General features: G+C 37.7%; 23 protein-coding genes. 10 read left to right on the top strand and 13 right to left on the bottom strand.

Translation table 11 applies throughout. The annotated features are described in order from the left end of the window. Positions 1-21: 21 nt before the first annotated feature. The 5 genes from ACTHOQ_RS01105 to ACTHOQ_RS01125 form a co-directional block, all read right to left on the bottom strand. A complete protein-coding gene (locus ACTHOQ_RS01105; protein ID WP_440493812.1) occupies positions 22-207 on the bottom strand; it encodes a hypothetical protein in 186 nt (61 codons plus the stop codon). 204 nt (positions 208-411) lie between these two features. Then, the gene (gene ltaS, locus ACTHOQ_RS01110) at positions 412-2,316 is read right to left on the bottom strand and encodes a lipoteichoic acid synthase (RefSeq protein WP_440493813.1); all 1,905 of its coding nucleotides are present in this window, start codon (positions 2,314-2,316) and stop codon (positions 412-414) included. A gap of 216 nt (positions 2,317-2,532) precedes the next feature. Continuing rightward, positions 2,533-2,973, bottom strand: coding sequence for an ASCH domain-containing protein (locus ACTHOQ_RS01115; protein ID WP_440493814.1), 441 nt, complete (start codon positions 2,971-2,973; stop codon positions 2,533-2,535). Then, positions 2,970-4,583, bottom strand: coding sequence for a ribosomal protection-like ABC-F family protein (gene abc-f / locus ACTHOQ_RS01120; protein ID WP_440493815.1), 1,614 nt, complete (start codon positions 4,581-4,583; stop codon positions 2,970-2,972). The genes ACTHOQ_RS01115 and abc-f overlap by 4 nt, the downstream gene beginning before the upstream one ends. Before the next feature lie 99 nt (positions 4,584-4,682). Then, positions 4,683-4,814: an RAxF-45 family protein gene (locus ACTHOQ_RS01125; RefSeq protein ID WP_440493816.1), complete on the bottom strand. Its 132-nt coding sequence runs from the start codon at positions 4,812-4,814 to the stop codon at positions 4,683-4,685. A gap of 229 nt (positions 4,815-5,043) precedes the next feature. On the opposite strand from ACTHOQ_RS01125, the gene ACTHOQ_RS01130 reads away from it, so the two are divergent. The 4 genes from ACTHOQ_RS01130 to ACTHOQ_RS01145 all read left to right on the top strand — a co-directional run bounded on the left by ACTHOQ_RS01130 (position 5,044) and on the right by ACTHOQ_RS01145 (position 7,920). Beyond that, positions 5,044-5,844: an alpha/beta fold hydrolase gene (locus ACTHOQ_RS01130; protein WP_440493817.1), complete on the top strand. Its 801-nt coding sequence runs from the start codon at positions 5,044-5,046 to the stop codon at positions 5,842-5,844. A 241-nt stretch (positions 5,845-6,085) separates the two neighbouring features. Beyond that, the gene (locus ACTHOQ_RS01135; RefSeq protein WP_440493818.1) at positions 6,086-6,625 is read left to right on the top strand and encodes a DinB family protein; all 540 of its coding nucleotides are present in this window, start codon (positions 6,086-6,088) and stop codon (positions 6,623-6,625) included. 120 nt (positions 6,626-6,745) lie between these two features. After that, on the top strand, positions 6,746-7,561 hold the full coding sequence (locus tag ACTHOQ_RS01140) for a lipid II flippase Amj family protein (protein WP_440493819.1): 816 nt from the start codon (positions 6,746-6,748) through the stop codon (positions 7,559-7,561). Between the two features lie 17 nt (positions 7,562-7,578). Next, positions 7,579-7,920 (top strand): hypothetical protein, encoded by a 342-nt coding sequence (locus ACTHOQ_RS01145; RefSeq protein ID WP_440493820.1) that lies wholly within the window; start codon positions 7,579-7,581, stop codon positions 7,918-7,920. Positions 7,921-7,988: 68 nt separating this feature from the next. Here ACTHOQ_RS01145 and ACTHOQ_RS01150 read toward each other — a convergent pair whose 3' ends face one another. Then, positions 7,989-8,171, bottom strand: coding sequence for a hypothetical protein (locus ACTHOQ_RS01150; RefSeq protein WP_440493821.1), 183 nt, complete (start codon positions 8,169-8,171; stop codon positions 7,989-7,991). 383 nt (positions 8,172-8,554) lie between these two features. On the opposite strand from ACTHOQ_RS01150, the gene ACTHOQ_RS01155 reads away from it, so the two are divergent. Next, positions 8,555-9,379 carry a squalene/phytoene synthase family protein gene (locus ACTHOQ_RS01155; protein ID WP_440493822.1) on the top strand — a complete coding sequence of 275 codons (825 nt, stop codon included), beginning with the start codon at positions 8,555-8,557 and terminating at the stop codon, positions 9,377-9,379. 150 nt (positions 9,380-9,529) lie between these two features. Here the strand turns inward: ACTHOQ_RS01155 and ACTHOQ_RS01160 are convergent, their stop codons facing one another. Genes ACTHOQ_RS01160 through ACTHOQ_RS01170 form a run of 3 tightly spaced genes read right to left on the bottom strand, consistent with a single transcriptional unit; the run spans position 9,530 to position 11,684 of the window. Beyond that, on the bottom strand, positions 9,530-9,880 hold the full coding sequence (locus ACTHOQ_RS01160; RefSeq protein WP_440493823.1) for a DUF4181 domain-containing protein: 351 nt from the start codon (positions 9,878-9,880) through the stop codon (positions 9,530-9,532). Positions 9,881-9,895: 15 nt separating this feature from the next. Continuing rightward, complete coding sequence (gene dsdA, locus ACTHOQ_RS01165; RefSeq protein WP_440493824.1) at positions 9,896-11,224, bottom strand: D-serine ammonia-lyase; 1,329 nt, start codon at positions 11,222-11,224, stop codon at positions 9,896-9,898. Then, entirely contained in the window at positions 11,217-11,684 is a 468-nt protein-coding gene (locus ACTHOQ_RS01170) for a YaiI/YqxD family protein (RefSeq protein ID WP_440493844.1), read from the bottom strand. Before ACTHOQ_RS01170 ends, dsdA begins: the two co-directional genes overlap by 8 nt. Positions 11,685-11,855: 171 nt before the next feature. Here ACTHOQ_RS01170 and gdhA point away from each other — a divergent pair, with 171 nt between their 5' ends. Then, positions 11,856-13,223: an NADP-specific glutamate dehydrogenase gene (gene gdhA / locus ACTHOQ_RS01175; protein WP_440493825.1), complete on the top strand. Its 1,368-nt coding sequence runs from the start codon at positions 11,856-11,858 to the stop codon at positions 13,221-13,223. 52 nt (positions 13,224-13,275) lie between these two features. Here the strand turns inward: gdhA and ACTHOQ_RS01180 are convergent, their stop codons facing one another. Beyond that, positions 13,276-13,698, bottom strand: a complete 423-nt coding sequence (locus ACTHOQ_RS01180) for a universal stress protein (protein ID WP_440493826.1) — start codon at positions 13,696-13,698, stop codon at positions 13,276-13,278. 178 nt (positions 13,699-13,876) lie between these two features. Here ACTHOQ_RS01180 and ACTHOQ_RS01185 point away from each other — a divergent pair, with 178 nt between their 5' ends. Further along, positions 13,877-14,563: a phosphoribosylaminoimidazolesuccinocarboxamide synthase gene (locus ACTHOQ_RS01185; protein ID WP_440493827.1), complete on the top strand. Its 687-nt coding sequence runs from the start codon at positions 13,877-13,879 to the stop codon at positions 14,561-14,563. A 240-nt stretch (positions 14,564-14,803) separates the two neighbouring features. Continuing rightward, complete coding sequence (gene nhaC, locus ACTHOQ_RS01190) at positions 14,804-16,189, top strand: Na+/H+ antiporter NhaC (RefSeq protein ID WP_440493828.1); 1,386 nt, start codon at positions 14,804-14,806, stop codon at positions 16,187-16,189. Positions 16,190-16,408: 219 nt separating this feature from the next. On the opposite strand, the gene ACTHOQ_RS01195 is transcribed toward nhaC, so the two are convergent. Both ACTHOQ_RS01195 and ACTHOQ_RS01200 read right to left on the bottom strand, forming a co-directional pair. Beyond that, positions 16,409-17,092, bottom strand: a complete 684-nt coding sequence (locus ACTHOQ_RS01195) for an alpha/beta fold hydrolase (RefSeq protein ID WP_440493829.1) — start codon at positions 17,090-17,092, stop codon at positions 16,409-16,411. 267 nt (positions 17,093-17,359) lie between these two features. Continuing rightward, positions 17,360-18,754 carry an SgrR family transcriptional regulator gene (locus tag ACTHOQ_RS01200; RefSeq protein ID WP_440493830.1) on the bottom strand — a complete coding sequence of 465 codons (1,395 nt, stop codon included), beginning with the start codon at positions 18,752-18,754 and terminating at the stop codon, positions 17,360-17,362. A gap of 114 nt (positions 18,755-18,868) precedes the next feature. Between ACTHOQ_RS01200 and ACTHOQ_RS01205 the strand changes: the two genes are divergently transcribed. After that, positions 18,869-20,032 (top strand): MFS transporter, encoded by a 1,164-nt coding sequence (locus ACTHOQ_RS01205; RefSeq protein ID WP_440493831.1) that lies wholly within the window; start codon positions 18,869-18,871, stop codon positions 20,030-20,032. A gap of 152 nt (positions 20,033-20,184) precedes the next feature. Continuing rightward, the gene (locus ACTHOQ_RS01210; RefSeq protein ID WP_440493832.1) at positions 20,185-20,727 is read left to right on the top strand and encodes a DJ-1/PfpI family protein; all 543 of its coding nucleotides are present in this window, start codon (positions 20,185-20,187) and stop codon (positions 20,725-20,727) included. 517 nt (positions 20,728-21,244) lie between these two features. Here the strand turns inward: ACTHOQ_RS01210 and ACTHOQ_RS01215 are convergent. After that, the gene (locus tag ACTHOQ_RS01215; RefSeq protein ID WP_440493833.1) at positions 21,245-21,859 is read right to left on the bottom strand and encodes an inositol monophosphatase family protein; all 615 of its coding nucleotides are present in this window, start codon (positions 21,857-21,859) and stop codon (positions 21,245-21,247) included. Positions 21,860-21,934 lie beyond the last annotated feature (75 nt).

Consider the following 21,934-nt stretch of genomic DNA (forward strand, 5'->3'; position numbering starts at 1 on the left):
CTCATACTCAAAACCTATCGATTATGTTTTATAATTCAGCGGTTTCATGAATCCATATAGCTCCAAAATATAATGCATGATAAACTGTCCGTGAAATTGTGCCAGGTTTTGAAAATGATTATAAAATGTCACGCGCACGCGGTTAATATTTGCTGTTTTCGTCAGCATTTGAATCGTAATCATGTGTTGCGGCTGTTTTTGAAGCATTGCTAAATAGGCTTCAAAAAGTTTTAATTTTGTTTTAATGACTCGAATATCGGTTTTGTTTTCAATGATCTATCTTCCTTTCGAGAATGTGGTTTTAAATTTACTACCATTTTACCTAAAAGAATCCTTGTACTATAGGAAAAGGCACCACCTATTTCAAATAACCAAAATAGATGATGCCTAATTTTATATAAGATGTTGGAATTACTCTTTTATGTTTCCTTCTTTCGAATAAAATCGCAATAAATCGCCATTCACAACTTTATCAGAATAATGAAGTTTTTCGTCCACCATAGCTTTTATTTTTTCTGCTGTTTCTAATTGCGATGCATCAAGCGCTTCACCGGTCACAGCATCATAATATTTGCCATCGAGCGAATAAATCGTAGGGCTCACATAATCTCCGTTTCTAAAAGGAACAATCTCACTATGCTCCTCAGATAAAAGGTCTGTGCCGAAATGGATATTGTCCTGTGTTTCGATACCCAGTAAATGCAATACTGTCGGCAGAAGATCTATTTGGCCGCCATAAGTATGCTGAATGCCGCCTTCCATCCCAGGCACGTAAATGAGTAATGGCACACGCTGTAAATCTGCATTCACAGCAGGCGTTATCTCCTCGCCGATAATTTGCCCCATTGCTTTATGATGATTATCGGAAATCCCGTAATGATCCCCGTACATAACGACCATTGTATTGTCATATAGACCCGTTTCTTTTAAATATGCGAAGAATTCCTCGATTGCTTCATCCGCATAGCGGGCAGTTTGGAAATAATTATCGACGCTGGCATCTCCCGTTGTCGCCTTGCCGATCGTCACTAAATCTTGATCCATTTTATATGGGAAGTGATTGGCAACCGTAATGAATTTAGTATAAAACGGCTGCGGCAATGTTTCCAGCAAGCTTTTCGACTGCTCGAAAAATGGCTTATCCAATAAACCGTATTCTGCCATGTTTTTTGGGTCGGCTGTATCATAATAACTTTCATCAAAAAATTGGTCATAGCCAAATTGCTTGTAAATAATATTACGATTCCAGAAACTGCCGTTATTTCCATGGAACACTGCAGAAGTATAATCATAATCCTTCAAAATCGATGGAGCGGCCTGGAACGTATTTTGGCCTTTCGTAATATATGCCGAACCTTGCGGCAGTCCGAACAATGAATTTTCCAGCATAAACTCAGCGTCAGACGTTTTCCCTTGTGCTGTTTGATGATAGAAGTTGTCAAAATACATCGTATGCTCATTTTTTGCCAATGAATTTAAAAATGGTGTTACTTGCTCGCCTTCCAGCTCATAGTCAATTAAAAATGTTTGCATCGATTCTAAATGCAAATAGATGACATTCATATCTTTCGCTTTTCCAAAATAGCGCTCATTTGGCTCCGCGTAAAATGATTTCGTGTAGTTAATAATTTCAGTAATATCGCTGCTGTCGGCTAACGCACGCTCTGAAGATGCTTCAAACGTTTTAACTGAATCATAAATTGCATAATTGTACACGCCTAAATATTTTACTATATAGCTTCGGTCAAAGCCGCGGCTCAATAAATCCGGGCGATCCGCTTCTGCCAATTGCAAGTTCGCCGCTGACAATAAAACCGCAAATGCCATAATAGCGAACGGCATTTTAAAACCTGTTCTTTTTGGTTCAATATATACTTTATTTGTGAATCGTAAATAGACAAGCAGTAAAATATCTACAAAAAATAACAGATCATAAGGCTTCAATAAGGATAAAACACTACCGCCCAAATCTCCGAAGTTTTGTGTTTGGGAAATTGTGGGAAGCGTAATAAAATCGCTGAAGAAACGATAATATACGGCATTCGCGTATAATAACACCGTCATTAATGTGTACATGACAACCAATGCTGTAATTTTTCTTTTCCCTTTAAATAGAAATGCCACCGCCAAAAATAACAGCGCTGAGCCTAATGGATTTAGTAATAACAGAAATTGTTGCAGCGTTCCCTCAACGCCCAATTCAAATTGTGTCAATTGCGTTATATAGGTTTTTATCCACAGCATTAAAACAGCTAGAACATAGATTCCTATAAAGTTGTTCGATAGCACGCCTTTATTTTTTTCTAAGTTTTTCACCCTGTACTCACTCTTTCTTTATTTAAAAGCTTTTCTTATATAATTAGAAAAACAAGAAACAATATACCAAAAAAACTTTCATTTATGCAACTATAATGTAACGATCTGCACTAAAAAAAGTTGCCAATTTAATAAGTTTCAGTGATTTTGTACAGGGATTCAACAATAAATATATTATAAGTTTTCCTTAAAAGAAGTAAACGAACCTCTTCTTTTTTATTTCGGATATACTTTTTCAAAGCGTTCGCAAACTGTCAGCATATGTTCTGAAAACCTTTTGTTATATGCAGGCAGTAGTCGACTAAAGAACGCAATATGCGCCTCTTTCCATTCTTCATAAGTACCTTCCCCTTCCATTAACGCAAAATCTACGGGCACTTCATTAAATGGATAAATTTCAACTTTTTCAGTTTTTATAATGGCAACCGGTTCTTCTCGACTATTTAGAATTATTTGATACTCGCCGACTTTTGGCAATGGTTCCCCTTCTACTTCATATAAAGGATAGCTTGAACAAGTAGCTGTTTTTGTTCCCTCTACAACAAGACTCGCCAACCAATCTGCTTTCTCGCCAAACTGGAACGCTTCTGTATAACGTATATTTTGCAGCCCTTCCAGCTCACAAAACTTTTGCCAATATGCTTCGTTCTTATTCATCTATATAACTCCTTTTGTTTCGTTCTAGCCCACTCGAATGGTCCTTCATGGACAGTGAGGCACTGATTTTCCAGCCATGCTGTTTTCGTAAATAATCTTTGCAGAAAGTAGCGGTCATGGCTTATCGCAAGTATCGTTCCTTGGAAATTTTCAAGCGCTTCTTCCAGTGCTTCCCTCGATTCGATATCCAAATGGTTCGTCGGTTCATCCAAAACGAGAACATTGCATTTTTGAACCATCAGCTGTGCTAAACGAAGTCGCATTTTTTCCCCTCCGCTGAGCTGCTCGACTTTTTTGAACACATCATGACCATAAAATAAAAACTGCGCCAACATATGCCGCGCATCGTATTCTGTCAATGAAACTTGTTCCCGGAACACATCGATTAGCCGCCGCTTACCATCGAATTGGTCGAACTGCTGTGCAAGATAGCCTATTTTTAAATTGCTCCCTTGCTTCATTTCCCCATCTACAGGCTGCATTTGCCCGAGCAGAATTTTGACAAGCGTCGATTTTCCTGTTCCGTTATTTCCGATTATCGCTAATCGATCCTGAAAATAAACAGATAACCGGACATCGATAAATAAAAAGTTGTCACCAAAACCATGCGAAATATTGTGTAAAGTAAATACTTCTTTCCCAGTACGATTTTCCGCTGTTAACTGTAATTTCATTTGGCGCTCATTTTTCGGCCTCTTCACCAATTCCATTCGCTCTAACATTTTTTCCATCGCTTTCGCTTTACGGAATAAATCCGGATTCGGTGGAGATGCTTCATTCGCCCATTGACGCAGACGACGAATCGCCTCTTTTATTTTTTGAATCTTCTTTTGCTGTTCCTGGTATACTGCAAACTGCTGGGCAATTTTCGCTTCCTTATTTTGAAGATATTGATCGTAATTTCCTTTATTCATCCAAATTTCGCCGTCTTCAATTTCCGCCACATGCTGAACGATCCGGTTTAAAAACATACGATCATGAGAAATGACAACAACCGCTCCTTTAAAATAAAGCAAATAATCTTCCAGCCATTCGATTGCTGCCAAATCCAAATGATTCGTTGGTTCATCTAATAAAAGGATATCCGGCTGCTCCAGCAAAATTTGGGCGAGCATGACCTTCGTTTTTTCACCGCCGCTTAACGCTTCAAATGGCTGTTCCAATAATTCGGCAATATTCAATCCATTTGCAATAGAGGCAATTTTCGCTTCAATTTCATAGCCTCCATTTGCAATATATCGCTCCTGTATTTCGCCATATTGATGAAGAATCTTCTCTGACATATCTGTTCTCATACGCTGTTCTAAACCCATCATACGCGCTTTCACTTCATGCAGTTCGGCAAATGCTTCAGATAAAACATCGAAAACTGTTGAATTTGTATAAGCAGGAATTTGATGCAAATAGCCTATTTTTTGACCTTTCGCTTTTATAACTCTGCCTTGGTCAGGATGTTCGACACCTGCCAGCAATTTAAATAGTGTCGTTTTCCCGCACCCATTTCGTCCCACTATCGCCATACGCTCTCCATTGTTCACTTCAAATGAAAGATCCTTGAAAATTAAGTTGCCACCCATTGATTTCGTTATATTTTCCGCTTTTAATTGCATATTCCACGCCTCCGCAAGCGCAGCTAAAACAACAAAAAGACTGCCCATTAACAAGAGCAGCCTTTTCTGAAAAATGATGAAAAGAATGAAGTTAATTAGCTACGCATTATTTTTAAATTGTCTAAAAAAGGACACACCTATCCCGTTAGACGCAAATTTAAAAGTAATGACACGTGCAAAATACATAGCTGTATCTACCTTCACACCTGTCTCCATAGCCAAATTCTTCATTCTTTTCACCCCCGTCCACTTAAATTATTTCAATATTACCATATTTCAATCAAAAAAGATATACTGAGAATTGGGGATGGGAAAGAAGAATAATTCCTTCTGCTGTAAATAAAATTATCCGCAGCAAATTATGACGGGAGGCTTAACTAATAACAAATCTTTTTAATGTATTTCACCCATTTAACTATTGCAATATAAGCTTTATTAAAAGATGAAAGGGGTCTTCAAAATGGCTGTAAAACACTTTTTCAATGGTTGCCACGGGAAAATGTCTTATATAAAAATCGAAGGGAAAAAAGATTTTCCAACAATTATTTTCATGGATGGATTTGGAGGGGCAAACAATTATTTAGGCTTAAAAAATATAGCTAAGAGAATAGATATTCGTTATACAAAATTATTTATCGATCGCTTAGGCGTTTGTGAAAGCGATGAAACAATTATCGCAAGAACTTGGGAAAATATCGTTTTCGAGATTCGTGAATTAATCGAACATGTTGTAAAGAAACCTATTTTGTTCTTTGCTCATTCAGCAAATGGTCCTCTTGCCCTTGCCTATCAGCATACATATCCAGAAGACGTACTTGGTATAATCGGTGTTGAGCCTACTACAAAAAATGGTGAAGTCCTTTTTCAAACAAAGGCATATAAAGCCGCAACTTCCTGGATGAATAATCTTTCCACAGTCGAGCGCAACCAAATCTTCATCGACCCCGAATGGACAGAAGAGGAAAAATTAGAGGAAGAACGGACAGCAAAACATATAATTGAAGGCAGTACATTATTTAATGAATATTTAATGGGACAAAAAAATTTACAAAGTATTTCGCAATTGCCTAAAATTAAAAATTTACCGATGCTAATTTTTTTACAACCTTTCCGCGAAGAAGAATATCGTTGCTCTGAATATGCCGAAAATGATACTACGTATATTTTGATGGATGGTCATCATTATTTACATCGTATCCATCCAGATAATGTAGCGAAAGAAGTAAATCATTGGCTAAATCATAAAGCAGGATATAAGTAATCTTTCAATTTTAAAAAGAAATTAATACCATCCTTCCCTTATTAAATTGTGATACAAATAAAAAATAATGAACTTGGTGAATCAACTATTTCAATCGAATCCCAAAGACTATAAAATATTAAAAAGGAAGTAGCAGAAAAACATTGCATAAAGCTCGTCCATTACAAACTTAACTCTATATTTATGCGTGAAGATTTATTTTACAAAAATAACTAATTTAAAATAGATAGGTTTGTTCGCTATGACAGAATCTATATTTAAATCATTAGTTATTACTATATTATATAGAAAAATAACTCTACTCGAGGTGGTTATTATCCTTAAAGAGAAGTTCGAAATCATCAGGCATCAGAAAAACTTTCTAACTTTCATACAAAGCTTAGAAAAATTAAATGAAGATGTTTTAAGGACTCCTATCCATGATGGTAAATGGTCTGTCATAGAAATAATTGGCCACTTTTACCCTTGGGATGAATTTGTTTTAAAAAAGAGAATCCCGTATTTATTGACGAACAGTGAGCTGCCGCCCAGCCCGAATGCCGATCTATTGAATTTGCGTTCAGTTCAGCTTGTCAGAAATGAAGATATCCCCCATACAATTAAAAAGTGTATTCGTATACGAACAGAATTAATTGAGACATTAAACGAACTCCCTGAAGAAGATTGGTTGGCTGAATTAAAAATTAATCAATCTACATTATCGCTGTATTCTTATTTTAAAGGATTGATGGAGCATGACGTTCATCATATGAAGCAAATCAAATCTTATTTGGGCAAATAGGTAATAAACCTTTGCACAGAGTATCGCTACTAGAATTAGAGCAAGCAGAAAACTTGGACAGGAAACCATTTTCCATTACTAAACGTCAAATCTCAAAACACTATTGGGAGTTTGTGTAAAATGGAACTAATAACAGGAAAACTTATTATAATCGCGCTATTTATTTTGATTATTCATTCGATTGAAACACTGGCTTATGCTGTTCGCTTATCCGGGGCTCGTGCACGTTTATTGGCATCAGCACTTTCACTTTTCAATATTATGGTAATGGTATCAAGGTTATCGAATATGATGCAACAGCCTTTTACCGGAAGTTTAATCGATAACGCGCCGCCAGATAACGCACTGCCATTTGTCGAAAATCAGTTTCGGTTCATTCTCGGTTCCGCTTCATTAGGCACCTTATTAGGAATGCTCCTTATCCCTACCTTTGTCGCCATTTTTTCTAGAGCAATCATTCATTTGGTGGCTGAACGCGGCTCTATTCCTGCATTATTCAAAAAAGGCTTGTCTTTGGAATATATACGGCGTGCAGTAAAACATATCCGCAAGCCAAATTATTCATATTTACGAGGCATTGGTTTAAAGGATATCCCTAAAAAGCTGTTTCTTATTAATGTTGTCGTGACCGCGGTTTATACAACGGGCGTATTTTCCGCATTGTACGCTAGTTTATTAGTACCGGAATATAAAACGACGGCCATTATGGCTTCCGGACTTGTGAACGGTATCGGGACAATGCTATTAATTGTTTTCATCGACCCAAAAATATCACTGCTTGCAGACGCAGTCATTAATAATCGAGGTAGCTATACGCATTTAAAAAGGGCTTCCATTATGATGATGAGCTCAAGATTTTTAGGGACACTTCTTGCGCAAGCCCTCTTTATTCCTGCTGCGCATTATATTGCATGGTTCGCGAAGTTCATTGCCTAAATATTGGAGGTGGCTGTATGTCCATTCTATTTCTGATTGTTGCTGTTATAGGTGTTTGCATTGCCTTCACTCTTTATTTCATAGGGAGTGATACAGTAAAGCCAGCTAAATTAAGCTATACTTTCTTAGCATTAACGGTCGTCGTTTGGGCCTGTTTTTTAACAGGAGTTTTCACGCTTTTTCCTGATAAAACAGCAAATATATTATGGGAGAGCAGCTGGATTGGGCTGCTGATTCTCGGTTTTGTTACCTTTATTTATGAATTTAAAAATAGTAAGGCATATGCATTTTCCGCTTTAATTATTTGCTTCATTAATGGCAGTTTTTATATGTTTGCGAAGTTGATTGCGAGTATGTAAAGTTTGCATAGAAGGAAAATTTAATGGGGATACTTCGATTGATTTTTATAACTAAAGATGGATTTCCATTATGCCGTTTTTTTAATTTTCGTGCTTCGTTCCACTTTAGAGCTGAAACTTTCTACTTTACCCTGCATTTGTTCTACTTTTGCACCAAAACTTTCTACTTTCCACTGCATTTGTTCTACTTTTGCACCAAAACTTTCTACTTTCCTCGGCTGCCGTTCTACTTTCAAGCCGAGATTTTCCACTTTCCAGGCCTCGTTCTACTTTAAGGCTGAAACTTTCTACTTTCCACTGCATTTGTTCTACTTTTGTACCAAAACTTTCTACTTTCCTCGGCTGCCGTTCTACTTTCAAGCCGAGATTTTCCACCTCCCAGGCCTCGTTCTACTTTAAGGCTGAAACTTTCTACTTTACCCAGCATCCGTTCTACTTTCGAGCCAAAACTTATTACTTCCCTGCACGAGTTCCACTTTCAAGCCAAAACTTTCTATCTCCCATAGCATTTGTTCCCGGTACCTCTTTTGAATAGACAAACCCTGAAACGTTAACAGAACTTTTATTTTCCCTTTTCGCAAATTTGCGTTACGATAAGAGGTGGATGCAATTTAGATTGGAGGATGTCTCCCTGATGACAACGAAACAATTACAAAAAGATGCGATGCGCGTTTTAAAAGAGACGAGCCGTACATTTTATATTCCCATTACTTTTTTAGATAAAGAATTGAAATTAACGGTTGCGGCGGCATATTTAGCGATGCGCGCCATTGATGAAATCGAAGACCATGAAGATGTTTCCAAAGAAGCGAAAAACGAGGCATTATTAAAAGTGGCTGAGCTATTGAAGGCACCTGTATTGGACATCGCGGCTTATAATGAAGCATTGGCACCCATAGCAGATAAAATGCCGGAAGTTACATTGCGCTTGGCGGACTGGTTGGAGGTTTGCCCACAAGATGCACGGGCGATCGTCACATCCGCAACTAGCGAAATGGCAGAGGGAATGGCGAAATGGGCCCTTGCGAACTGGCAAGTGCATACGAAGGAAGATTTGGACGACTATACATATTATGTCGCCGGTCTAGTAGGTGTGATGCTGTCAGAGCTTTGGGAATGGAGTGCGGGCACGAAAACAGATCGGGAGCTTGCGATCGGATATGGCCGCGGCTTGCAGGCTGTGAATATTTTACGAAACGAGCAAGAAGATTTAGACGAGCGCGGCGTTAGCTTCGTGCCGGATGGCTGGACACGCGCTGAGCTATTCGCATATGCAGAGGAAAACTTAGCCAAGGCGGACCTTTATATGAAAGATTTAGACAAACGCTCCATTAAGCTGTTCTGCCGATTACCGCTCGCTTTAGCCCATAAAACATTGCAGGCGATGCGTGAAGGGCGCGAAAAAATATCCCGTTCCGAAGTCGAGGCAACCGTCGAGGAAATTCAGTACCATCAATAAAAAGGATTCTCCAAAAAGAAATCCCCGAAAATCCGGGATAAATGAAAATATTTTTTATCGTTTAAACGTCGACCCTCAGCAAAATAAGCCACTATATACAAAGGTGCTGCCACTAAAGAACCGATTCTTTTCGTGACAGCACCTTTTTCTTTACATAAACAATGCTATTCCCACACTGCATATCGCACATAACGTCACATACGTAAACGATAAAATATGCTTGCGTTTCTCTCTTCTAAACCAAAATTCAAACAAGCCCCTCAACATAAATAAAATCATTATAAATGCGAACAATAACGCGTAAATCGTTGTTTGATCAAATAAATTGACTGTAATAAACGATAAAAACAGGAAGCATAAAATAAGCTCGGAAGCAAAATGCCAAATGCCTACATACTGATCCATGAATTTTTCGTTTTTTTCGATATTAAACTTCTTACGCAACTTTAAATCGAGCATTCCTGCTGCGAAAAAAGCTATAATAACAATAAAAATAACCACAAGCGACTTTCCCTTCTAAATCTCTGTCTGTAAATATTGCTGGCGTAATTCTTCTGGTACAAGATCGCCGCCAGTTGACCAAATAATATGTGTAGCATTTTCCATTTTGTCTGCAAGCCCATGCTTTTCCAAATAGGCAGCACCTTGCATCATTAATTCAATCGGCCCGTAAACCCCGGCATGTGCTGAAGGCTCCATGAAAATGTTTTCTGTTTCGAACATCCCTTTTAAGCTTCTAAACAAAAAGCTGTCGTCCACAGTATAGCATCCGCTTAGTACGGATTCCATTAGTGTCCCGACAAATCGTGATGGCCGTCCTACAGCTAATCCATCAGCTTCTGTTTTATTTGTCAACCCAATATCCGCTACGCTAATTTGATCGTGGAGCCCTGTCATCAAACCGAGCAGCATACATGGCGACTGCATCGGTTCCCCGAAGAAAATATGCACATGCTCGCCGTAAATCTGTTTAAGTGTATAGGCAATGCCTCCTGGACCACCACCGACTCCACAAGGTAAATAGATAAACAGTGGATGATGTGCATCAACCTTCATTTTTGCCTGCTTCAATTGTTTCTCCAACCGCAACCCTGCCACACTATAGCCCAAAAATAAGTCCATTGAGTTTTCATCATCAACAAAATGGGCGTTGGCATCTTGTTCTACGGAGAGCCTTCCTTGTGCAACAGCTTCTGTATAATCCGTGCTATGCTCAATTACTTCGACCCCTCTTTCACGAAGCAGATCCTTTTTCCATTGCTTCGCCTCACTGCTCATATGCACCGTCACTTGGAAGCCCAATTTCGCACTCATAATACCAATGCTTAGCCCTAAATTGCCTGTAGAGCCCACAACTATTTTATATTGACTAAAATAGTTACGCAACGCTTCATCCGCAAATTTGGCATAATCATCTGTTTTTGAGATAAGTCCTGCTTCAATCGCCAACTTCTCCGCAAAGCTCAATACTTCATAGATACCTCCACGTGCCTTTATGGAACCAGCAATAGGCAGTGCATGATCGCATTTCAGCATAAGCGTCCCCGGTATGGCAAATCCGCGGCGACCTTCGATTAATTTTTTCATCGCAGCAATTTCTTTTAAATCTGATTCAATGAGTCCATTCGAAAACTTTGTAATAGGAAAGGCAACCTTTATATAAGAAGAAAAACGCTGTAATTTTTCTTCCGCCTCACGAACCATCTCCATTGAAATAGAAGAATTGATTGGCTTACCAGTTGATAGTTGAGTATTTACCCAAAACACATATTGTTGCGCCTGCAGCCTTTCAATAAGCGGAAAGCGTTCCATTAAAGTATTTTCGACGGATTTTTGTTCACTCATGTTCTTTCTCCTCCTTCAATAAAATCGCACGTTCACAAATTTGTCGAAATTTCCTTTCAAACACCAAATTATTTTCTTCCGTGCGCTTTTTCGGTCCCTTTGTACGACCCCCTGCACGTCTTATTTTCGCACTTTCATACCGGATTGCCAACAGCTGATCTATATTGTCAGACGTCAGTTCTTTCCCATGATGATTAACGACAATCCCCCCTTTTGCTATACACATCGCAGCAAGCCCATAATCACCTGTAATAACAAGATCCCCCCGTTTAAGCTTGCTTAAAAGCTTAAAGTCGACTGAATCTGGTCCTTTATCCACAATAATAGTTTTTACATTATCACGTTCGATACGGTGAGATGTATCGCAGAATAAGATTGGTCTAATCTCATATTGAGATGAAACAAACAGCGCTAAATCAACAACTGGACATGCATCTGCATCAATTAAAAGTTGTAAAATGGCTCTTCATCCTTTCCAAAAATAACGACATTTAATTATTTTAATATAATAAAATGAAAACGTTTTCTATTTTTTACATGATTTTTGTGTACTCGTGTTACATAAAATACAATTGAATTGTTTGATAATTCATAATAATGTATAACTATTAACAAATTTGGGGGTTACAATATGACGACTATTTCAACAATTACAGTTGCTCAACAATATGTTGATGCTGTATTTTCAAAGTTAAAATTAAAAAATGCACATCAACCGGAATTTTTGCAAGCTGCGGAAGAAATCTTTCTCTCATTAGTGCCTGTATTCGAGCAGCACCCGGAATATATAAAGCACAATATTTTAGAGCGAATTGTGGAGCCGGATCGCATTATTTCCTTCCGAGTCGCTTGGCAAGATGATCAAAATCAAGTTCAAGTCAACCGCGGCTACCGTGTACAATACAATAACGTAATCGGACCTTATAAAGGCGGTTTACGCTTCCATCCCACTGTAAATGAATCCATCATGAAATTTCTAGCGTTCGAGCAAATTTTCAAAAATGCATTGACTAGTCAGCCGATCGGCGGTGGTAAAGGAGGTGCCGACTTTGACCCTAAAGGCAAGTCTGATGCGGAAATTATGCGTTTTTGCCAAGCATTTATGACTGAATTATACCGTTATGTCGGACCGGATGTCGATGTTCCAGCCGGGGATATTGGTGTAGGTGCTCGTGAAGTCGGCTTTTTATGGGGACAATATAAGCGTGTTCGCGGCGCGTATGAAGCCGGCGTTTTGACTGGGAAAAAGCCTGGCTACGGCGGTTCATTAGGACGGACGGAAGCTACAGGATATGGGTTGGTTTATTTTGTGGGCGAAATGCTGCGCGAAGCAAAGCAATCATTCATTAACCAAAAAGTTGTTGTTTCCGGATCCGGGAATGTGGCGATTTATGCGATTGAAAAAGCACAGCACTTCGGGGCAAAGGTCGTTGCCTGCTCAGATTCATCTGGCTATATTTATGACCCGGAAGGCATTGATTTAAAAGTTGTTAAACAGTTAAAAGAAGTTCAAGGAAAGCGTATTAAAGAATATGTAACATATCGTCCAAATGCAACATATACAGAAGGCTGTGAAGGCATTTGGACAATTCCATGCGATATCGCCCTGCCTTGTGCAACACAAAACGAAATTAACGGTGAGCAAGCACGAACGTTAATCGCAAATGGTGTGAAAGTTGTCGCGGAAGGTGCAAATATGCCATCCAATTTAGAAGCGATCAATGAATTTTTGGATAGCGATGTTTTATTCGGTCCTGGCAAAGCGGCCAATGCGGGCGGAGTTGCGGTGTCTGCGTTGGAAATGGCTCAAAACTCCGGGCGCAATTATTGGTCTTTCCAGGAAGTGGACAATAAATTGCATGACATTATGAAGTCCATCTTCAATGAAAGCACAGAAGCTGCCAAGAAATATGGCTATGAAGGAAATTTAGTTGTCGGCTCAAATATAGCAGGATTTATTAAGGTAGCCAATGGAATGCTAGTCGAAGGTGTTTACTAGCAAATTTAAAACCCGTAGATCCCATTGCTGGATTTTACGGGTTTTGTTTTACTTAGCGTACGACTAGAACATCACATTTTGCATTTCGCACGACATTTTCCGATACTGAGCCTAGCAGGAAGCGTTCTGCACGATTTAAACCTGTTGCCCCAACGATAATCAAATCCGATTCAGCTAAGCTTGTTAAAATAACTTTTGGTGAACCTTCTTCAACTATAATTTGAACATTCGCCACTCCCGCCTGCACTGCTTGCTCCTGAAATTCTTTTAAATGATCCACCGCTTTTTCTTTCAGTGCCTTTGCATACTTTAAATCATATGCTTCCACTGAACCGAAAGAGTGTGTATCAATAACACATACTAAATGCAATGTAGCATTCGTTAATTTTGCAATGCGTACACCGCGCTCAAAAGCAATTTTCGCCTTTTCTGAAAAGTCTACTGCCACAGCTATATTTTTATACGTCTCAACCATATTGACCACTCCTTTGCCTTAAAAACAGTATAGCAAATGTTACCATTACTTTGAAAACAAATATCACCCTAACAAAAGAGGTTAGACGTCCTTCTTTAAAATACGAACATTATTTTATATTTACGTCTCAAATATTCGTGTTATAATTTAAAAAGAATTTATATTGGAGGTTTTTTACGTGGAATTAATGTATATAGGCAAAACTAAAGATGTATTCAAACTTGAGAATGAACTTTATTTATTGAAATTCAAAGATGATGTCACGGGAGAAAACGGCGTATTTGATCCAGGGGCAAACACTGTCGGGTTAACGATTGACGGGGCGGGCTTAGCAGGCTTAAAGCTAACTTCTTTCTTCTACTCTAAATTAAATTCATTAAACGTTCCAACACATTATGTAGAAGCCAATTATGAAGAAGCAACAATGACTGTAAAACCGGCGACTGTTTTCGGAAAAGGATTGGAAGTAATTTGCCGCTTTAAAGCAGTCGGTTCTTTTTTAAGACGCTACGGTGCGTATACAAAAGAAGGCCAAGATTTAGATGCGTTTGTTGAAGTAACGATTAAAGATGATGAGCGTCAAGATCCGCCAATTTCCGCAGACGCACTTGCGATGCTGAATATTTTGACACATGAAGAATATGCGATTTTAAAAGAGCGGACAATCGAAATTTCCAAATTCATAGCTTCAGAGTTATCGAAAAAAGGCTTAACGCTTTATGATATTAAACTGGAATTTGGACGTGACGCAAAAACGAGCGAAATTTTATTGATCGATGAAATTTCAGGCGGCAATATGCGCGCATACAAAGGAGATACATATATCGAGCCATTAGAGTTGGAAAAGATTATGTTAGCTGAATAATTTTAAAAAGTATTACACGAGTGAATTCTGCTGAATGAAAATAAAGGTACAAACCGAACAATTCGATTTGTGCCTTTAATTTATGAAACATTAGCTAGCATTGCCACGGTCTTGCGCATCAGAATGCTCCTGAATGAAGTTCCGCCATTTCCCTCTTCCCTTTTCCAATATAAAATGCTACACTTACTTTCGTACTTCGACGCGTTGAAGCGCAAAATTAGGTAGCGAGGTTTCGTCATCATGAATGAAAAACAGCATGTAAAGCCACATTTATTTGAAGCTCTTATTATTATGCTTTTTATTATTACTCTTATATCCTATTGCATTATGAAGCTAGGCAGTGTGCCGCATATTCCGATTTTGATTTCGATTATGGTGCTCATTGTTTATGGCGTTATAAAAAAAGTGCCCTACCGCACGCTGGAGCAAAGCATGATTGCTTCTGTTTCCACAAGCATCGGGGCGATTTATATCTTCCTATTAATCGGTGTTTTAATTAGCAGCTGGCTGATTAGCGGGACGATTCCGACATTATTGTATTTAGGAATTTCCATTGTTTCCGCCAGCTTTTTTTATGCAATCGCCTTTATAATTACAAGCATTATCGGTACAGCAATCGGCAGTTCGCTAACTACAGTGGCAACGGTTGGTGTAGCGATGCTTGGTGTTGCAAGTTCGATTGATGCATCGCTTGTCATTACAGCCGGGGCAATCGTTTCAGGGGCCTTCTTCGGAGATAAAATGTCTCCATTATCCGATACGACAAACTTGGCGGCGACTGTTGCTGGCATTGATTTATTTACACATATTAAAAATATGATGTATACTACAATACCGGCTTTCGTCATTTCGCTTACTGTTTATGCAGTGATTTCGCCGAACAGCCAGCATATCGACACAGGGTTAATTAGCACGTATAAAGAAACATTGCGCGCAACAAATTTGATTCACTGGTATGCGATATTGCCATTAATTATTTTGGTTATTTGTACATTATTTAAAATTCCGAGCATTGCGACATTAGCCATTAGCGCTGTTTGCGGCATCATCCTTTCCTACATTCATAGTGCGATGCCGCTAAATGAGTTATTTTCCATTTTATATAATGGCTATTCGATGGAAACAGGTGTGGCAGCGATCGATTCGTTATTATCGCGCGGCGGTATGAATAGCATGCTGTTCACAATTATTTTGATTGTGCTTTCTCTGTCAATGGGCGGGCTTTTGTTTACACTCGGCATTATCCAAACATTGCTTGAAACATTGCAAAATCAATTAAAGTCAATCGGTTCTGTCATTACCGGCGCTGCATTCACCGCAATCGGCATTAACTTAACGATTGGCGAGCAGTATTTATCACTGTTGTTGACAGGCGAGGCATTTAAAGAAAAATTTAAAGCGCTCAGCCTTCATCCAAAAAACTTGGCACGTACAATTGAAGATGCCGGCACGGTGATTAATCCGCTCGTTCCATGGAGCGTGTGCGGACTATTTATCGCATCCACGCTTAATGTTTCCGTACTTGAATACGTACCATTCGCCTTTTTCTGCCTATTGAGCCCGGTTATGACCATCTTATTCGGCTGGATGAATATTACAATTACTAAAGAAACAGAAAAGCCCTGAAAATATAACCCTATAACTTAAATGAATAAGCAGCTGGAGTGTGCCCCCATGCATAAACCCCGGATCCCTCACTCCCAGCTTTAGCTATGAGCCTTCACTTTCGAAGGCTTTTTGCATTGACGGCTACTGCAAATTCCATACGCTCTAATATTGAAAGGACGTTGGAATTATGAGATTAATCATTATCGTGTTATTCAATGTCCATCATTGCAAGTAAGTTTAAAAGCATTTTCTGCAATCACTAGCGCTAGCTGAAAAACCGGATTCTGCATCAGAAGAATTTACTTGTCCATAAAATCCTCCGATAGCTAATGCCAATGACTGAGGGGCTTCTATATTTACTTCATGCCCAGTATTTTCAATAATATTATAATCTGCATTCGATAAACGGGCTGTCAATATCTTTGCAGCCTTTCGATTTACAAAATCGCTAGCTCCACATACAACTAAAACAGGGCATGCTATATGTTCTAATCCTTCACTAAAATCCAAATCTAGCATGGATTTACTAAGTTGAATCATAAAGTTTTTTTCCAGTCCGGATTTCAAAAAATATTTTTCAGGAAGAATACTGAAGATAAAACTTTGGCACATCATTAATAAATTTGGCATTTTAAATTGAGCTGCAATTAACACAAGTGAAATAACCTTCTTCGGATAATCAATCGCATAATTTAATGCTAATATGGCACCAAGTGAAATACCACAAAGATTTAATGGCGGAGTGAACTTATGACAGTAAGCTACGAAAGCAGCATAAAGTTTATCATAGGTAAAATCTTTTTCCGCACATAAATCAAACAAGTTAGGACATGCAATCGTCGGCTGCTTAGGTAAATAAGTAATGGTAGGTTGCCAGCATAAAGGATTCTGCCCAAGTCCATGTATAAATATAGTATTCAAGGTATATCCTCACTTTCCATTTTAAAACTTAGCCTTTTTCAAATGCTCCACACCAAAGGAACTCGCTGCTAATAAGATTATCACCAATAATTGGAATAAAACGGATCCTAGATTTATTGTATAGCTTTCCTTAAACAAATTTACCATCCATAAGCACACTCTCTTTTACAAGTAAGCCAAACATTATACAGAATCTATTTCCCTAGTTTCCAACAGAAAGCAGATGCAATAAAGCTATTAGTCACACGCTGATTTTGATAAAAAGCATTAATCGATTAAACAGCTTTCTATTAGATTTGGGTAGCCGTATAGATCATGCCCTTTTCGAATGAAATTATTAGGATAATACATTTTACGGTATGATTCATAGAGTGGAATTTTTACAGAAAATTTCGTTAGCAACAAATCATTTTCTTCTAGTTGATGTTCTCTATACAGCGGAACAATGACGCAATCAAAAGCAGATAAATATTCCAGGTCATTAACTTCTCCTGCCGATAGAAGCGTAACATGCAGATGAGGGTGCCCAAGTTGCTTTAATAGCTCTATGTATTTGATTTTGTTGACTAAAAAGCCCACGTTAATTTCCCTATTAAGACATGACTTAGTCTCCGCATATGTTTGCAATGCTTTCTTCGTGTCATCTAGCCGTGACACTTCTACTGCAAAGTATGCGAAAAACTGTTCTATCTTTTGTTTTTCTGCAGATGGCAAATTTTCTTTGTAATAAAGATAAAATACACTACTAAATTCTAATTGTTCATGCAAACATCTTTCCGCTTGCCTATCCAGCGTGATTTTTCTTGTTAACTGCGATGGTATTGTTTGAAGAATAATATTCGGAATAAGCGGCTTGGCCAAATAATAATTTTTGTTGCTCGTTAGCTCATAACGATCTGTTGCAGTACGTTTCATATTAAAAGCGCCAGAATAAAGCTGTTCATATTGAATACTGAATTCAACTTGGGCTAATACGAGCAACAATTCCTCAAGTTCCCCTTCATAATAAAAAATTAAGCGGTTTCCCGAAAAAGTGATGCCTCTCATCTTTTGTCCATGAAATTTGTATTTTCCATGGTGAAAGGAATTCTCCAGGGAGGTCACAATTTGAGCCATCGTCATACGCTCCCCGTTATGCCAAACTAAATTTGTCCGGATATAAAATGCATGATGATTTCCGCTTTGTTCCCAATGATAAGCTAAATCTCCATTTCCGTTCCGATCAATTAAACGACTATAAAGATGCATGGCAATCCATGCACATTCTGTATCCCTAATTTTTAAAGGATTGACTGTTATCTCTTTGTTATAAACAGGGACTATTAATGCATTGCGATTTCCGCTGTACGGTAAAAATAATGCAGAAAATAAATTAGCAAAAAATGCTTCCGGCAAGTCCTCGAACTCCAACTGTTTGAACATTTTTACTCTAAACTGTGGATTTCTTGAATTTTCTTTTATAATTTGCTTCACATTTTTATGCCATTTTATGACGGATTTATTGCCCCTTCCCTTTCCCGGAATATACGTTAGAACTCCTTGCTGCTCATATTGCTTTAATTTACGGACAGTTTGTTTGGGACTGAGATTTAATTCCTTAGCTATTTCTTTGATCGATAATTGCTTTGAGTCCAATAACGATAATTTCAGCAAGCTATACATATGCTCCACCACCTCCATTTATAAAAGGGGACATCTTAATATAAAATGTCCATTTTTAAAATTCCACGTCCTCTTTATACTTTTATTATAAAGCAAAAGGTCGGTGAGTAAATCATGCTATTTGCAAAAAGATTCATTTTTATTCAATTCTCATTAGATTTTATAAGCGGGGCATTTTTGGTCGTCAGTTCCTGGACTATATTTGCTTCTACAGGCAGTGCTACGATAACAGGCATTTATGTAAGTTTTGGATTTTTGCCAAGTTTACTAACGAATATTTATATTGGGGCAATTGTGGATCGGTGGGATGCAAAAAAGATGATGCAAATTTCTTTGGCAACAATGTTTTCCGCAATAAGCTTCACTATATTAAGCTTCCTTTCAGAAACTGTCTTTCTATTGTTTATCGCACAAATGATGATGCAATTAGCTGGAAGTATATTTAGGCCTTCCGTACAAGTTTACATGACACACCTTTATGAAGCCGGAAAATTAAAATACATGTTCACTAAATCTGCTTCTATCTCCATATTAGGCGGGGTCATTGGCGCGTTTATTGCCAGTCAATTCCTGTTATATTCCATCTCATATATTTTCGTTATGATGATTTTTATGATTATCATTGCATTCGCTGTTTCATTTCAACTCCCCTATCATTCATCAGATGGAATTCGACAAAAGATCAATATTCATCAAGATATAAAAGATGGCTTTCGCTATGCCAAATCAAAAGCTATTTTTATAAAGCTTTTTATATTATTAGGTTCTGGACAAGTGATTACACATTGTACGACAGGTTTTTTGGCAGCTTATACGTATGAAACCTTCACAAATAAGTCGGAAATGTATGGATATTTGCAAATCTCCCTAACAATTGGAGGGATTGTTCTAGGATTTTGTACGACGAAATATTTGGAAGCATTCGAAAAGGCATTTTCAAAATGGGGATTTGTTTTACTTAGTATTTGTCTTATGCTATGTGCATTTTGCACGCAATTTATTTTTGTTGGCACTAGCTTATTTATGATAGGCATGCTGACTACTTGGATTAGAAGCCATTATCAAGCGATACAGCAAATTAATACAGATCGCAAGTTCAATGGTAAAATGGCCAGTTTCCGAATGATTATCAATCAAGGGAGTGTTGTTATAATAAGTCCTTTATTGGGCTTGCTTGGTACAGCTTACGGAATTAATACGGTATTTGGTTTTTTGGCAATTATTGCGATTATAGCTTATGTGGTAAATATTAAATTGTCGCTGCTAAAGCATGTTTAACCCACCGTTACAATAAAATTTGTTTTCAAACATGTGCGCAGTAATATTTTATGAATCAAAAGATTAAATTGCCATTATTTGTTTATAAACGTATAATTTATATGTGTTTTGAATTAATAAGAAGTTTTAGTGCATTAAAGGGAGGCATTTCCATGAAAAAAACGGCAGTTCTCATTTATCCTGATTTTAGCGAATATGAATTAACAACAGCTTTATCAATTTTAATGCAAGGTACCAAACCTATCAGTATTATCTCAATAGACAGTGAACCAGTCAGGGGAGAAGCGGGTCTAACTTTAATAGCAGATTTAACTATCGATCAAGTTGATTATGATACATTGGATAGTCTTCTATTAACTGGATGTATGGACATCTCTAATGTTCTTACAAATCCAGCATATATAGATTTCATTAAAAAACTAGCAGATCGAGACAAATTCATTATTGCGAGTATTTCTAGTTCTCCTGCCTTACTGGCAAAAGCGGGATTACTAAAGAATAAAAATTTTACAGTCGGTTTAATGGATGAGGTTAGAAAAAGTTCTGGTTTATTCGAAGATGCGAATTATATAGATGAATTAGTGGTGCAAGATGGGAACATTATTACGGCATGGGGATCTGCGTTCATTCCATTCGGTATTCAGTTCGGAAAACTATTGGGTCTTAACTTTGAAGAAGGCTGGTATCGTAAATAAATTTAGTGGGCGATTAATTGACTCGCTTTAGCAGGAAAATAATCAGTAAACTGTAAAGTGAAAATAGTAGGTCTACGTCAATCTTTTGGAAACATTCTGCTTAAGTGTTTTTCTTAGGCAACATCCCAAGTAACCCGTTAATGTGAAAAGACCCTGCGTCCGACTACTTTGGATGCAGATGAGTAAGATACGGATGGATGTAATATGGAGTCATGGACATAACATATCTCGTTTAACGTTTAAGTTAGCAAAATAACCTATGCGGATCTATTAAGTTTCATTGGTACATAGTGTCGTTTTCTCTCATACAAGTTTGAGCTTTTTTCTTAAAAATCAAAACGCCTAGTATTCACCTAGACGTCTGTACTATATGTGCTTCTCAATATTAGATTGTTATTATCTCCATTGCTTTTTAAATTGAAGTTATTAATTAATCTAAATCATGCCGGAAATGTTGTCGTCCTTTTTCAAAAATACTGATGAAATAACATGGGGCTTTCCCCCTAAGCTTTATTCATCATTTATTTAATTTCTCGGTATAAAATTTACTATGCAACCCTTCATTAACTAGCTCAAGCAAAATACCTTTTTTATTCGGATGGCAGGCTATTAAATACGGTATTTTCTCCGACCCAGTAAAATCATTACCATCGTAATCAATTACAATTCCTCCAGCTTCCTTAACCATAAGTACCCCTGGTAATAAATCTTCTCCGGGTGAATTATATAGTATTATTCCATCTAAATCTCCTTTGGCCAACATACACCATTGGATTGTTGGCGCCCAAAGTCGTATCATCCTTTTGCAATTTAAGTCTATGTGTTGTCTTAATTTTACTGCATTTTGATCATTTTGAACCTCATGACTTTGAATCCATCCAACAGTCAACTTTTTTCGTTTTTCAGTATCTTCCATAAGAATAGATTTTTCATTGCAATATGTACCTTTATTTATATTAGAAATAAATAATCTATTTAATATTGGTTCATATATTATCGCTAATACTGGTATATTTTTATGTAGTAATACTAAGGAAGAAGAAAAGACAGGTAGCCCTATCGCAAAATTATTTGTTCCATCTAGCGGATCTATCTGCCAAATCCAATCACTAACTTTCCCATTGTCGCCCACCCCCTCTGTTAGGATAGATGTCGTACCGAGCTAACGTGATATGATTAAGTAAAATACACGGAGGTCGAGACGAAT

Source organism: Solibacillus silvestris (assembly GCF_051967575.1).
Classification (GTDB): Bacteria; Bacillota; Bacilli; order Bacillales_A; family Planococcaceae; genus Solibacillus; species Solibacillus silvestris_B.

Excerpts from the sequence above, each read along its gene's own strand:
- ACTHOQ_RS01125 (WP_440493816.1), bottom strand. The coding sequence starts at position 4,814 with ATGAAGAATTTGGCTATGGAGACAGGTGTGAAGGTAGATACAGCTATG.
- abc-f (WP_440493815.1), bottom strand. The coding sequence starts at position 4,583 with ATGCAATTAAAAGCGGAAAATATAACGAAATCAATGGGTGGCAACTTA.
- ACTHOQ_RS01130 (WP_440493817.1), top strand. The coding sequence starts at position 5,044 with ATGGCTGTAAAACACTTTTTCAATGGTTGCCACGGGAAAATGTCTTAT.
- ACTHOQ_RS01135 (WP_440493818.1), top strand. The coding sequence starts at position 6,086 with ATGACAGAATCTATATTTAAATCATTAGTTATTACTATATTATATAGA.
- dsdA (WP_440493824.1), bottom strand. The coding sequence starts at position 11,224 with ATGAGTGAACAAAAATCCGTCGAAAATACTTTAATGGAACGCTTTCCG.
- gdhA (WP_440493825.1), top strand. The coding sequence starts at position 11,856 with ATGACGACTATTTCAACAATTACAGTTGCTCAACAATATGTTGATGCT.
- ACTHOQ_RS01155 (WP_440493822.1), top strand. The coding sequence starts at position 8,555 with ATGACAACGAAACAATTACAAAAAGATGCGATGCGCGTTTTAAAAGAG.
- ACTHOQ_RS01145 (WP_440493820.1), top strand. The coding sequence starts at position 7,579 with ATGTCCATTCTATTTCTGATTGTTGCTGTTATAGGTGTTTGCATTGCC.
- ACTHOQ_RS01105 (WP_440493812.1), bottom strand. The coding sequence starts at position 207 with ATGCTTCAAAAACAGCCGCAACACATGATTACGATTCAAATGCTGACG.
- ACTHOQ_RS01200 (WP_440493830.1), bottom strand. The coding sequence starts at position 18,754 with ATGTATAGCTTGCTGAAATTATCGTTATTGGACTCAAAGCAATTATCG.
- ACTHOQ_RS01205 (WP_440493831.1), top strand. The coding sequence starts at position 18,869 with ATGCTATTTGCAAAAAGATTCATTTTTATTCAATTCTCATTAGATTTT.
- ACTHOQ_RS01210 (WP_440493832.1), top strand. The coding sequence starts at position 20,185 with ATGAAAAAAACGGCAGTTCTCATTTATCCTGATTTTAGCGAATATGAA.
- nhaC (WP_440493828.1), top strand. The coding sequence starts at position 14,804 with ATGAATGAAAAACAGCATGTAAAGCCACATTTATTTGAAGCTCTTATT.
- ACTHOQ_RS01180 (WP_440493826.1), bottom strand. The coding sequence starts at position 13,698 with ATGGTTGAGACGTATAAAAATATAGCTGTGGCAGTAGACTTTTCAGAA.
- ACTHOQ_RS01115 (WP_440493814.1), bottom strand. The coding sequence starts at position 2,973 with ATGAATAAGAACGAAGCATATTGGCAAAAGTTTTGTGAGCTGGAAGGG.
- ACTHOQ_RS01140 (WP_440493819.1), top strand. The coding sequence starts at position 6,746 with ATGGAACTAATAACAGGAAAACTTATTATAATCGCGCTATTTATTTTG.